A 12,846-nucleotide genomic window follows, 5' to 3' on the forward strand; every position below is an offset into this window, starting at 1 on the left:
TATTATCTCTCACGTTCCTTTCCGTAATTCTTTCCGACTTCATCAATGATTAAAAATTGCAAAACTTTTGTAAACGTTAAAAGTTCCTCTTGGCTAAAGTTTGTTTCCAGACTATCACGCTGAGCTTTCATATAATCGCGATTCAACTGAACAAACGGTTGCGCTTTTTTAGTCAGTTGAATTTCTTTTTGGCGTGCATCATCCTTGGCAACTAACCGAAGAATCAATCCCTTTTTCTCCATGCGTTGTAAAAGCGTGGTTGCACTTGATCTGCGAATGGCAAATTCAGTTTCAATATCGCGTTGTAAACACATTTGCTGCGGATATTTGCCAAGAAAATCAATGATTGATAACTGAACACCAGTTAAGCCATAACCAGCGGCAAAGGTATCGATATGGCGCCTAAGCGTATTATTGGCATGTTTCACTAACCGCCCGTATTTAGATAGATCTTTTGGCATTAATCTCATCTCCTTATTTTCGTTAGCAAGCTAACGTTTTACATTATAAAACAATTTACGTTAAAAATGCAAAAAAATCACCAAGATGCTGATCATCTTGGTGACTTAATGGAATTATTCTGTTAAAAATCATAATCCTATTTAAGAAATAAGCTTAATTATCTACTGCCAACTTTTGAGACTGGAAATTCAGCAATTTGTTCTTTAATTATTTGTTGATGCAGTTCTTCAGCGGTATCAATTTCGTTTTTTTCTTCTGTTGATAATGTTTTCTTTTCTGTGTCAGCCATTTCGATCTACCTCTTTAGTTTTGAATTGGCTTAATGTCGATTAATTTTCCTTTGACACCAGGTAAGATTCCCTGTGCAATTTTATCAGTTCTAACAGCGTGCGCCATTTGAAACTTGTTTTGCTTCACAATCATCTTATTAGTTGCTTTAAAGCCATCTGGTAATGGTTGATTAGTTCCTTGCAAAACCATCACAATTGCCTTAAAACCGCTATCGTCTACCTTGCATGGGCTGTAATGTAATGTATCACTGTACATTTCAAAAACAGTGCCCCGAGGAACAAAGAAGAGTTTAGCATGTTCTTCAGCATTATACTCATAGTTATGAATGTCTTGTCGTTTGCCTAAAACCATCACAACGTCTGTAAACGTAATATTAACTTCACTACCCTGGTGAAATTCAATTGCTGAAAATGAAGTACTTTGTCCCATACAAGGACCAGCAGAAATTGGCATCCCCGCATAAACATCAGCAGCGATTTGCTTGATAGCAGCATCATTTTCAATAGTTTCATCATCAGGAATATAGTCGTTATGATCGCTTGGAATCTTCACTTGAGAGTCCATGTAACTTGTGACCTTACTTAAATCATATTGCTTATAAACTAAACCAAAATCAGCAAATTCATCACTGTTAATGTCATAAATGGTCTTATCCGGATTAGCTTTTTTTATTTCATCGAAATTACTCATAAATTTTCTCCATTTTCAGAAAAAGGATTGCACCGATTCGGCACAATCCTTAAGGTTAAAAGCAATTATTTTTGAACCTTGTCGTACCATGAAGTTGCAGTAGCAGCCAAAACTTTATTCAAGTCTTCAATATTTTGACGACCTTGTGTTTGTAACCATTTACGACCAGCTGCTTCACTTTCACCAGCAAATGGTTCAACTGAATGACGCCATGTTGCACGGCCACAAAGCACACCATTGAATGTTGAGCCTGCTTCTTTAGCAAATTTCAATTCGTCTTGGAACAATTCAGCAGAAACACCAGCACTCAAGAAGATAAATGGTAAGTCTGTTGCATCACTTTGTTCTTTATAATACTTAGCAGCATCTGCCTTACTATAAACAACATCATCAGAGTTCTTAGCAAATCCTTCAACATAAGCTTGGTTTACAGGAACTTCAAGCTTCAATACATCTACACCGTATTGAGGTTTTGAGAATTCTTTAGTCATTTCAATAACTTTGTGTGGCTTTACTTTGGCATATTCTTTGCCTGTTGCGTCATCGTTATTAGCATCGTATGATACTAATTCCAAGAACAACGGCATATCTTCGCCCTTGCATTCACTACCTAAACGTTCGATAAAGACTTGTTTGCGATGATTAATGTCGCCGCCTTCGTCTGGATCGTAGTAAAGCAAGAACTTAATAGCGTCAGCGCCTTGTTCCTTCAAACGACGTACTGACCAATCATCCAAAATGTCTGGGAAACGACCAGGTTCAGTAGCATCATAACCAGTGCGTTCGTATGCAAGTAATAAGCCGGCACCATCTGCACGAGCCTTTGAAGCTGGGAGTCCATATTGAGGATCCAACAAAATACCTGTTGCATATTGTGTTAATTCACTTGATACAGCAACTTTGAAGTCTTCAATTTCTTTTTGAGAAGCTTCTTTGCCACTTGCAGCACCAATCATCTTTTTGAGTGATCCACGTTGGTCAATAGCTAAAGCATCAATGACGCCATTTTTATTTGATAAAGCTTTGATTCCTTTTTCCTTACCTGGTGTTAATTTCAACATAAAATGATTACCCCTTTTTTGTTTTTTCATGATCTCTCATGATTTATTTCAACACTTTCATTATAAGTCGGTAGCGGTAACTTTACAACTAATCGTGATAAACGCCTTCAGCCCATTTTTCATTTTCTTCATCAAAGAAATGTGGGTTATCTTTTTGTTCTGGATTTGGAGTAGCAATGTGATCGATTTTATCGATTAATTTCTTGTTTTCATCTGTTTCTTTATATTCAGAGTCTAAGAATACAGAGATGATGTCTTCACATAAATGCTCACCAACTGTTGCACCACCAAAACCAATTACATTGGCATTCAATTCTTCTTTAGCATAACGAGCAGCAACCAAGTTTGAAACTAAAGCTGCACGGACACCTTCGTTTTTGTCTGCAGCAGTACTGATACCAATACCTGTTCCACAAAGAACAACACCTAAATCGGCACGACCATCAGCGACATCTTCAGCAACACGTTTCCCATAAATTGGATAATGAGTCCGCGTTGTATCATAGGTACCTTCGTCAATAACTGTGTGACCGTTAGCCTTTAAAAAGTTTGATAATTGAATTTTTACATCTGTAACAATATGGTCATTACCAATAGAAATAATCATGTATATATCCTCCTCAATATTAATGTTTAAAACTAAAACAGTTTCGAATGTACTATATTTCGAGATTGTTTTCTTAGACTCTTATGCCTTTACAAAGTGAGTTTGTAGATGGTCATTTTGGTTTGGCTTTGAAAGATACTTATCTTTCTCCGCACTCTTATCTAGATCGGCTCCTTGAAGCATTTGCCTCCGCTGAGCTACACCTATCAACAATCCTCAAACCGGATTATTGATAGGCTAGGCTCTGCTCAGCAAATAACCGCTTCACTCCGCACTCTTTAGATCATCTTTTCCAACATATCCAAACGTACTTGGTGACGACCACCTGCATATTCTGTATCTAGATAATATTGAACAATGTTATAAGCTAACTTTTCACCAACAATGCCACTACCAATTGCAATTGCCTTGGCACCATTATGCATAGCTGTCATATGAGCTGTGTTTTCTTCAACAACGTTAGCAGTAACCATTCCTTTAACCTTGTTACTTGCCATTGCTGAGCCAACACCGTATTCATCAAACATAACAGCCTTATCAGCATCACCATTCAAAACTTCTTTGGTAACAGCCAATGAAGAATCAACAAAGTCATCTGCGGGCTTCTCACTCACATCAATAACTTCATAACTATGATCCAACAAGTATTTCTTAACTTGTTCCTTTAAATTAAATCCTTTTTTATCTGAGCCAATTACGACTTTCATGCAAATCTCTCCTTTTGTTTTTTATCTAAGCTAGTAAAAACATGCGTTATTTTCTGATATCGTTTCAAAACCTGTGGATCAACATCCTGATCTGTAATTAGACCGTCACATCTATCTAATTGATAGAACGTATAAAAATCATTTCGATCCAATTTGGAATGATCAGCCACCACAAATTTTTCTTGCGATTGGTCTAACGCAATGCTCTGCGTCTGGCCTTCATCAGAATTCGCATTCATAATGCTGTTACCATTAATACCATTAACACCAACAAAAGCTTTGTGCATCTTGATATTTTTCAATAGCTCAATTGCTAAACTTCCTATAAATGCACCACTCCGCTCGCGGTATGTTCCGCCTACTAGACACAATTCATAACTCCCGTGTTCATCTCTAAAACGTTCAAATACTGGCAAACTATTCGTCACAATACGTAAGTTGGTCAACTTCAAATATTTTGAAACTAACTCGTTTGTTGTTCCTGGGCCTAAAAAAATGGTTTCATTTTCATCAATCATCCCTGCCACTCGTTGTGCAATACTGCTTTTCTCTGTTACATGCAGCTTTCGTTTCTGTATATAGGAAGCTTCCTGTTTATCAGAGAAATGTCGGCTTTGTGCACCACCATGAATTCGAATAATTTGATGTTCCTGTTCAAGTTCATCAAGATCACGTCGAATGGTCATTGACGAAACATTCAAAGCATCAACCAATTCTTGAACGGTGACAACACCTGATTGATTGACCGTGCTCAAAATGGTAGCTACTCGTTCATTTTTTAGCACTGGCCTCCCTCCTTTTATATAATTTAAGAACAAAAATGTTCGTTTTTGTTTATTTATGTTTCGATTTATAGAATAGACGAGCTCTCACTAAAAGTCAATACCCGTTCACTATTTTTTAAACTTAAATTTTTTGTTGACATTTGAAAGCGCTTGTATATAATTAGATTTGTAAACGAAATCAAACAAAAGTGAACATTATTTCACATTTGTAATTGAGGTGGTGAATATATTATGTCAGATAAGATAGCAGAAACTTCTCTTTTTGATCGAGACACAGTTTATGTAAGTGATGCAACTTCACGGGCTGATGTTTTTAAGTCAGTTGCCGAAGACCTTTATAAAAAGGGTCACGTAACTAAAGACTTTTTAAAGAACTTGAACGAACGAGAAGATAAGTATCCAACTGGAATTGACTTGTCAGTGGTTTCGCCTGAATACCCTAACGTTGCAATTCCACATACGGAAGCCGAGTTTGTTAAGGAACGTAAAGTTGTTCCTATTAAGTTGAAGAATCCTATTTCTTTCAACAATATGATTGATCCAAGTCAAGAATTTGAAGTTAGCTTCTTATTTATGATTTTGAACAATGATCCTGAAGGCCAGTCTAATGTACTTGCACAGATCATGGATTTCATTAACAAAACTCCACAAAATCAGCTTTTGACTTTCTTCAAAAGTACTTCTGCGGATGCAATCTATTCATTCTTGCAATCCAAGTTTTAGATATTCGTTTCATTAACTTATGGTAATAAATTTTAAAAATTTCTAAGGAGGAATTTACTATGATTAAGATGTTAACTGCTTGTGGTGCTGGTGTTAATTCAAGCCACCAAATTAAGGATGCTGTTGAGGCAGAAATGAAGAAACGTGGCTATCAAGTTAGTGTTGAGGCTATTCAAATCAAAGACCTTAACCCTGAAACAATGAAGGGTGTTCAAATTTTCTTACCTATTAATAAACCAGATTTGAGCTTCAAGGTAACTGTTCCTGAAATTGACGCTGGTGCCATTCTTTACAGAATGCCTGCTATGGCTGCTCCAGTATATGACAAAATTGAAGACACCATTAAAAAGAATCATTTAAGTTAATATTTTTTGAAGAGAATTATTTCTCTTCACCTACATATTTCCTTTATGGAGTCTTCCACTAAATTTGGTAACAAAATTTTATAAAACTAAAGGAGTTGAACAAAATGCAGACCATTATTCATTTTGCCAACGTGGTATTTAAACCTATTATTAATTTGGGTGCCGCGCCAGTTATGTTAATTGTTCTAACCTTGATTGCCTGGGCTTTAGGCGTAAAGTTCTTTAGAGCCCTCGAAGGTGGTATTCGTTTAGCGATCGCTTTGACTGGTATTAGTGCTATTATTAATATTCTTACTACGACTTACCAACCAGCCTTAGCAGCGTTCGTTAAATCAACAGGGATCCAACTTTCTATTACTGATGTTGGTTGGGCACCATTAGCAACAATCACTTGGGGTTCTCCATACACCCTATTCTTCCTGTTACTAATAGTTCTTCTAAACGTCGGAATGTTACTCCTCAAATGGACTAACACCCTTGATGTTGATATTTTCAATATTTGGCACATTTCCTTTACTGCCTTGATGGCAATCTACTTCGGAGCTAACTTCTGGGTAGCTACCTTACTTGTTCTTTTGATTGGTGCTTTAAAGATCGTCAACTCTGATCTTATGAAGCCTACTTTCAATGATTTGTTGCACAACAACGATAACCCAATGACAACAACTCATTTAAACTACATGATGAATCCTGTAATCATGATTTTAGATAAGATTTATGATTTATTGTTCCGTTGGTTAGATCGTTTCGATTTTGATTCCGCAAAACTTAATGAAAAAATTGGTTTCTGGGGAAGCAATTTCTCTATTGGATGTTACTTAGGTATCTTTATTGGTTTAGTTGGCCAACAAGGTGTTGAAAAAATCTTCACATTGTCATTTACTGGTGGTGTCTGCTTGCAGTTATTCTCACTTATCGGTTCATGGTTCATCAAAGCTGTTGAACCATTATCACAAGGTGTTACTGACTTAGCTAACAAACACTTAAAGGGTCGTAAGTTGAACATTGGACTTGACTGGCCATTTATCGCCGGCCGCTCTGAAATGTGGGCAGCTGCAAACGTCCTTGCACCTATTCTTTTACTCGAAGCTTTAATCCTTCCTGGTAACCATATTCTTCCTTTAGGTGGAATCATTGCCATGGGTGTTACACCAGCTCTTTTAGTTGTAACTCGTGGACGTATCATTCGAATGATCGTTATTGGTGCTGTTGAATTACCTATCTTCCTTTGGGCTGGTACTTTAAGTGCACCATTCATCACCCATGTTGCAAAACAAGTTGGTGCATTCCCTGCCGGTGTTAAAGCAGGAACCCAAATTGCTGAATCTACTAAGGAAGGTCCTATCGAACAATTCTTAGCTTATGCAGTTGGTAAAGCTTCAACTGGTGAAATTAAGTTTATTATGTACGCTGTTTTAGGACTTGCTGCATATTGCTTAGTATTCTGGTGGTACGCTCGTCAAATGAAGAAACGTAATGCTATTTACGCTAAGGAATTATCAGACAACAAAGACTAATTGTTAATTTAAACTTTTAATTATGACTGAACAAAGGAGGTCAATAAAATGAACGAAAGACCAGAATTAAGTAACAAACAAAAGAAAGAAAAAATTACAAAGACTATGTTGTGGGCCGTGGTTGTGATTATTGCGGCTGTGATTGCTTCAATTTCACACCATAATCTTTGGGTAACTCTTGGCCAGCTCGTCGTTACCTTCTTTGCTCTTCGTGAAGTGTTAAAAATTTAAACAATGATGTGTAAATAAGATTAAAAAGACCAATCCTTCCTCCCAAGGATTGGTCTTTTTGTATGCTTATTAAAAATAAGTCTCTTTCATTTCAGTATTTATCTTTCTAACAAATACTTTTCAATTAAATAAACCGGTGTGCAGCTCCATGCATGGCAATAACTTGTTAACAACGGACTTCCATAAGGCGAATATTCGGGCTTCTCAGGATTAAATGCTTCCCAATAAGTATCAGCACCAAGTTGAACCATCTTTCCCCAATATGATTTCATTAGCTCAACCGCTTCGTCAGTTAAGTTAGCTTCAAATAAAGCTTGTGTCACGTGATGATACATATAAGGTGTTGCAATATTCTTAATTGGAAATAATTGATGAACTGTGTTCTGCATCAGTTTCTGATTTTCCTGATCATTGAAAACATGCGCCAGTACCATCCAGGCTTGACTAGCTACGTTAATCTCCCGTGCATTTCCTGAAACAAATAAACCAATCTTTTCATCAAATAAATGCCGTCTGGTAAATTTCTCTAGGCTTGCCAATTTTTCCTTATAGAAACTTGTTTCCGGATCTTTAACTAATCGCGCTAACGCAATAAATTGCTTCAAAGTATAGATCATGATGGCCTGTCCAGCGGTCGTCTTATCAAATTCATTGGACCAATCAATAAATACCGGATATGTATCATCTAACTTTAATTCTCCTTGCTTTGAAACTTGCTTCAAAGCTATATTAACTTGTTTTTTAGCTACATCATAAAGGTCATTTAGAATCGCTTTTTCATGACTGAATTTTTCAAAATCCGCTAAAGTTGAAACAAAAAATAAACTATAATCGAATAAGAAAGTATCATCCGGAATTTCAGTTGGGTTGGTAAACACGTCAGCTGGTAAACATCCGTCACTACTAGGCATCGCCGCAAAAAGATATAAACAGCGCTTAACCAAATCAGTGTTTTTAAAAGTAGCATAGTTTGCCAGAGCTTGTAAGCGTAAATCTCCTAGCCATAACCTTTGATCTCGTTTAGGCCCATCCTCAAAGACATCTTGCATGCATCCCTCTAAAGTCTTTAAACCTACCGTATATATCTTAGTGATTTCTGAATCTGCTAATTTTGGAACACTAACTTTTGACAGATCCACAGAACTTTCTGTGGTTACAACCGGATTTTCAAAAAAGACTCGCCACTTTGATGAAATACCTAAAATTGTTATTTCAAGGTATCTAAAACTATAACGTCTTGGCAATTCAAGTCTAGTGGGTAATGTATCCAAATGAATATATTCTTCTTGAATCCAAGACTTACTTAACCATCCCTTATAATTGGCACTATCTTCAGCAAGTTCAACAGGCATTTCCGCAAATTTGAATTTAGGAAATAATGGCGCATCCATAGGTGAACCAAGCTTTTTTATATTCATACTAAATCGACCAACATAATGATCACCAAAATCCAAGATAACTTTTTCATCTTGTGTAAAACTATGCTTTGGTAATTCGCTTATATCAGCAACTTTTTTAATGTTATAGCCGCCCAATGAATTCGTAATTTTGTTCAAGTTACCTAGAGAGGTGGCATTTACAGAATGATAGTTTATCGTTGGTCGATACTGATTTGCTTTATTCAATAGATCTTGATTATACTTGAACTTTATATCGTTATTAATTTGAAAAGTAAATGCCATATCGTCTTCGTTTCTTATGTTGGATCTGAGTCAAGTTTTTAGACACGATTACGTAGAATTTCTAACTGACTAATTGTTCCTTTTCATCTGGAGTTAAATAGCCATCGGCACTAATGATCCGCCGAGAATTATAAAATCCTTCAATGTAACTAAATTGAGCCAAATTGGCTTCATGATAGTCTTTGTAAGTCCGTTGGTAAACCTCCTCCTTCTTGAAGCTGGCATGAAATGACTCCACCACAGAATTGTCATACGGATAGCCACGTTTACTGTAAGAGTGCCGGATAGCGTGTTGCTTCAATGCTGTTTCAAGGGCAGTACTTCGATACTGGCTGCCCAAATCAGTATGCAGAATCAAACCAGCCTTGACAGTTCTAGTTTCACAAGCTTGATTAAGTACGTTGACAACCAACTCGGTTGTCATGTGTCGGCTTAATTTATGAGCGATAATTTTGCGAGAATACAAGTCCATGATGATTGCCAGATAGCACCACCCATCAGTTTTGGTCGGAATATAGGTAATATCAGCAGCCCATTTTTGATTAGGTTTGACAGCTTTAAAGTCTTGTTTTAACAAATTAGGGTAGGTCATTTGGTCAATATAGTTGTTGTGCTCATAGCGCCACTTTTTGACGACAATTGACCGGAGGCCTAGGTGTCGCATCAGCTTTTGAACCAGCTTCAAACTGGCATGATAGCCCTCACGTAAAAGTTCCTCGTGAACTTTAGGAGCGCCATAAACCCGCCGATGATCAAAGTAGATGCGTCGGATTTGCTGGTATAAAACTTGGCGCCGCTTAAACTGTTCGGGCTTAGTCTGGTGCTGGTACTGATAGTAGGTTGATCGACATAAGTGCAACGTCTGACAGACTTCTTTAACGCTATGCGCTGATGCCGTTACTTTAATAGCTGACTGCCAATCTTTGATGCTTACTTTTTTGCGAATATGGTTAATGCTTTTTTTAGGATATCGTTTTCACTTTCCAGCTTGGTAATTCTTGCCTGCATTTCTAATAAGTCGGCCTTGGAGACCCCGGTATCATTATCTTTCTTGTACAAATCATTCCATTTATAAATGGTGGCACTGGCAATCCCATATTCGCTGGTAAGATCAGTGACTGATGTCCCGCTTTCATACAGCTGAACGATCATTTTCTTGAATTCGACAGAATATCTCTTTCTTTTGCTCATAAGACACGATCCTCTCTAGTAGAAATTCTATCAAATCGTGTCCACACTTTCATCCTAAGTCCATGTGTTCTTTATATTAATCTCCATTAAACCATCTTATCAGCTGCTCCACATTATTCATTTCGCGCTCTTGTAGCCGTTTGCCAAGTGTGGTGAGCTTCTTATCATAAACCAGCTTTACAAAGGCTTCTAGATCATTAACTAATTGAATCGAATGCGTTTTCCCGACTGTGCTTAAAACTAAATCTAAACTCTGATCATTATTTTCAATAATAGAAGTCTGGTATAGACTTTCTGACAGGTTATCAGAGAACTTGTGAGTAAGTTGATAATATCTTTGATTTACCTTTTGCGCATCCTTAGACACAAAATGATAAATGTAACCCTTCTGTTTAATTTCCACAATTGCCACTAAGTGTTTATACATGATGTTAGCCTGCTCCTCTTTTAACGTCATTTGCGCCTCATATCTACATTATGTGGACATTAAGAATCACCGTCAAATAAAACTAATCAAAAAAATGTAACCACTTTCTTTATAGCTAACTACCAAAAGTCTGATTACATTTTTTAGATATAAATCTGTTTTCATTTAATTAAGTTAAAAACTTCTTCTTTAGTTTTGGCTTGATGAAGTTCCTGTACGAAGTCCTCATGCGTCAACAGTTTTGCCGTATTTGAAAGGTACTTCAAGTGTGCGCCACTGTCATTTTCAGGAATCAAAAACGAAATGATCGTATCAATCGGTTTACCATCAAAAGTTTGCCACTCAACGGGATGTGCTAATTTAACGACCAACATAGCAGAACTATGAATCGTAGCATCTTGAGCATGCGGAATCGCAATACCGTCTTGCATCCCTGTTGATCCCTCTTCTTCACGTTTTAAATACTTATTAAGCACTTTATCCGCATCAGTGGCTAACCCATTCTGAACGGCAAATTGAGCCAAATACTTTAAGACATCATCTCGTGATTGTACCTCAACATTTAATTGAATATTATTCAGTGTCAAAATGTCTCCTGGATCAAAAGCGACTTCTGTCTTCGTCTCTGGCTGTGCAGGCTGTGCTTCCGTTGTTTCACCAGTCAACACATCAATCGTGCCGACATTGTCAGCTACCGCATGTTTTTTAGCTTGACGGCCGGCAATCATGGCTAATAAGACCCCCGAAACCAAGGCACCAATCACAATCCATAGGACCCACAAGAAGGGATGATTAACTAACGGTAAAATGATAAAACCACCATGAGGAGCCGGGACTTGGATTCTGGTGACATACGTTAAGATCGCAGCAATGGCAGATCCCACCATAAACGATGGAATATTCAACAACGGATTCTTAGCAGCAAAGGGAATGGCACCTTCCGTAATATGCGTCGAACCTAACAGAAAATTGACATATCCCGCACTTCGCTCATTGCTAGAATAAGCTTTGGGATTGAAAAGGACTGCAAATCCAGTTGCCAATGGTGGCGCGATACAAGCTGCCGAAACGCCGGCCATAAAGTAAAAATTACCTTGAGCAAGCAACGCTGTTCCCGTCAGGTAGGCTGCTTTATTGATTGGACCACCAAAATCAGAAGCCGCCATCACACCGATGATTAGCCCCAAAAGGACAGGGCTAGTGTTTTCCATGCCCTTCAAGAACGTCATCATTCCGGTATTTAAATCCTTCATTGGTAACGAAATGAACCACATAATCATTCCTGAAATTAACACGCCTAAAACAGGATATAGGAAAATAGCTTTCAAGCCACGAAATTGTTTATCTGGTAGCGGTTTCAAAAGATGCTGCAATAAAATGATCGTGTAACCTGCCAAGTACCCACCAACAATGGCGCCATGAAGCCAGTCCCGGTGTTAAAAGCAATCATTCCAGTTGCAAAACCGACTACCAAGCCAGATCTTTTACTGATTGCTTCGGCAATGTACGCACACAAGACAGGAACCATTAAATTCATCGTGGTGGACCCAATCGTGTTTAACAAATACGCAAAGTAATTGTATTCACTGCTCTTAGGATCCGCTGAATTGATGCCCCAGAAAAATGAGACAGCGACTAACACACCACCAGCCACAACCAGTGGCAACATGTGAGAAACCCCATTCATCAAAGAAACATAAATGGTGTTCCACCAAGTATCCCCATTTTTACCCGAATTGTTTTGTGAGGACGAGACCTTTTCTTTAACTTCCTTGCTTTTATATACAGGCACAGACTTATCATTTAAAATCCGGTCAACTAATCGATCCGGCTCACGAATTCCCTGAACCACCGGTACCCGAATGAGCTTCTTTCCCGCAAAGCGATCCGCATCCACGTCCACATCAGACGCAATAATGACGCCACTTGCCCCGTCAATTTCTGCTTGGGTCAAGGGATCATCCACACCAGTCTGTCCATGAGTTTCTACTTTAATAGACACACCCACTTTTTTGGCTGCTTGTTCCAAAGCTTCTTGGGCCATATACGTATGCGCAATTCCGGTTGCACAACCGGTCGCCGCAATTAATTGATATTTTCCCATGAT

The 12,846-nt window shown here is 37.9% G+C and carries 15 protein-coding genes and 1 pseudogene; 4 read left to right on the plus strand and 12 right to left on the minus strand.

Annotated features, from left to right (window positions below; translation table 11 throughout):
• Positions 1 to 2: 2 nt before the first annotated feature.
• From AB3219_RS00245 to AB3219_RS00275, 7 genes are all read right to left on the minus strand, one after another.
• A complete protein-coding gene (locus AB3219_RS00245) occupies positions 3 to 461 on the minus strand; it encodes a MarR family winged helix-turn-helix transcriptional regulator (RefSeq protein WP_216763113.1) in 459 nt (152 codons plus the stop codon).
• 158 nt (positions 462 to 619) lie between these two features.
• Entirely contained in the window at positions 620 to 751 is a 132-nt protein-coding gene (locus AB3219_RS00250; RefSeq protein WP_260365256.1) for a hypothetical protein, read from the minus strand.
• Between the two features lie 14 nt (positions 752 to 765).
• Positions 766 to 1,443 (minus strand): DUF4867 family protein, encoded by a 678-nt coding sequence (locus tag AB3219_RS00255; protein ID WP_216763114.1) that lies wholly within the window; start codon positions 1,441 to 1,443, stop codon positions 766 to 768.
• A gap of 65 nt (positions 1,444 to 1,508) precedes the next feature.
• Entirely contained in the window at positions 1,509 to 2,504 is a 996-nt protein-coding gene (lacD, locus tag AB3219_RS00260; RefSeq protein WP_216754575.1) for a tagatose-bisphosphate aldolase, read from the minus strand.
• A gap of 88 nt (positions 2,505 to 2,592) precedes the next feature.
• Entirely contained in the window at positions 2,593 to 3,111 is a 519-nt protein-coding gene (lacB, locus tag AB3219_RS00265; protein ID WP_057805109.1) for a galactose-6-phosphate isomerase subunit LacB, read from the minus strand.
• A 278-nt stretch (positions 3,112 to 3,389) separates the two neighbouring features.
• Positions 3,390 to 3,818: a galactose-6-phosphate isomerase subunit LacA gene (gene lacA, locus AB3219_RS00270; RefSeq protein ID WP_057805110.1), complete on the minus strand. Its 429-nt coding sequence runs from the start codon at positions 3,816 to 3,818 to the stop codon at positions 3,390 to 3,392.
• Positions 3,815 to 4,603 carry a DeoR/GlpR family DNA-binding transcription regulator gene (locus tag AB3219_RS00275; RefSeq protein ID WP_057805111.1) on the minus strand — a complete coding sequence of 263 codons (789 nt, stop codon included), beginning with the start codon at positions 4,601 to 4,603 and terminating at the stop codon, positions 3,815 to 3,817. The genes lacA and AB3219_RS00275 overlap by 4 nt, the downstream gene beginning before the upstream one ends.
• Before the next feature lie 231 nt (positions 4,604 to 4,834).
• Here AB3219_RS00275 and AB3219_RS00280 point away from each other — a divergent pair, with 231 nt between their 5' ends.
• The 4 genes from AB3219_RS00280 to AB3219_RS00295 all read left to right on the plus strand — a co-directional run bounded on the left by AB3219_RS00280 (position 4,835) and on the right by AB3219_RS00295 (position 7,439).
• Complete coding sequence (locus AB3219_RS00280; RefSeq protein ID WP_057805112.1) at positions 4,835 to 5,326, plus strand: PTS sugar transporter subunit IIA; 492 nt, start codon at positions 4,835 to 4,837, stop codon at positions 5,324 to 5,326.
• A gap of 59 nt (positions 5,327 to 5,385) precedes the next feature.
• Complete coding sequence (locus AB3219_RS00285) at positions 5,386 to 5,691, plus strand: PTS fructose transporter subunit IIB (RefSeq protein ID WP_216754577.1); 306 nt, start codon at positions 5,386 to 5,388, stop codon at positions 5,689 to 5,691.
• Between the two features lie 104 nt (positions 5,692 to 5,795).
• Positions 5,796 to 7,208 (plus strand): PTS galactitol transporter subunit IIC, encoded by a 1,413-nt coding sequence (locus tag AB3219_RS00290; protein WP_216763115.1) that lies wholly within the window; start codon positions 5,796 to 5,798, stop codon positions 7,206 to 7,208.
• A 48-nt stretch (positions 7,209 to 7,256) separates the two neighbouring features.
• Positions 7,257 to 7,439 (plus strand): hypothetical protein, encoded by a 183-nt coding sequence (locus AB3219_RS00295; RefSeq protein WP_057805113.1) that lies wholly within the window; start codon positions 7,257 to 7,259, stop codon positions 7,437 to 7,439.
• A gap of 98 nt (positions 7,440 to 7,537) precedes the next feature.
• On the opposite strand, the gene AB3219_RS00300 is transcribed toward AB3219_RS00295, so the two are convergent.
• The 5 genes and pseudogenes from AB3219_RS00300 to AB3219_RS00320 all read right to left on the minus strand — a co-directional run bounded on the left by AB3219_RS00300 (position 7,538) and on the right by AB3219_RS00320 (position 12,843).
• Positions 7,538 to 9,121 (minus strand): alpha-rhamnosidase, encoded by a 1,584-nt coding sequence (locus AB3219_RS00300; protein WP_260365259.1) that lies wholly within the window; start codon positions 9,119 to 9,121, stop codon positions 7,538 to 7,540.
• A gap of 61 nt (positions 9,122 to 9,182) precedes the next feature.
• Entirely contained in the window at positions 9,183 to 10,076 is an 894-nt protein-coding gene (locus AB3219_RS00305) for an IS3 family transposase (RefSeq protein WP_318528878.1), read from the minus strand.
• Positions 10,052 to 10,312, minus strand: a complete 261-nt coding sequence (locus tag AB3219_RS00310; protein ID WP_034529615.1) for a transposase — start codon at positions 10,310 to 10,312, stop codon at positions 10,052 to 10,054. Before AB3219_RS00310 ends, AB3219_RS00305 begins: the two co-directional genes overlap by 25 nt.
• A gap of 76 nt (positions 10,313 to 10,388) precedes the next feature.
• On the minus strand, positions 10,389 to 10,769 hold the full coding sequence (locus AB3219_RS00315) for a hypothetical protein (RefSeq protein WP_216754379.1): 381 nt from the start codon (positions 10,767 to 10,769) through the stop codon (positions 10,389 to 10,391).
• A gap of 131 nt (positions 10,770 to 10,900) precedes the next feature.
• Positions 10,901 to 12,843 (minus strand): annotated as a pseudogene (locus AB3219_RS00320) (fructose-specific PTS transporter subunit EIIC).
• Between the last annotated feature and the right edge of the window lie 3 nt (positions 12,844 to 12,846).

Source organism: Pediococcus ethanolidurans, from assembly GCF_964062635.1.
Classification (GTDB): domain Bacteria; phylum Bacillota; class Bacilli; order Lactobacillales; family Lactobacillaceae; genus Pediococcus; species Pediococcus ethanolidurans.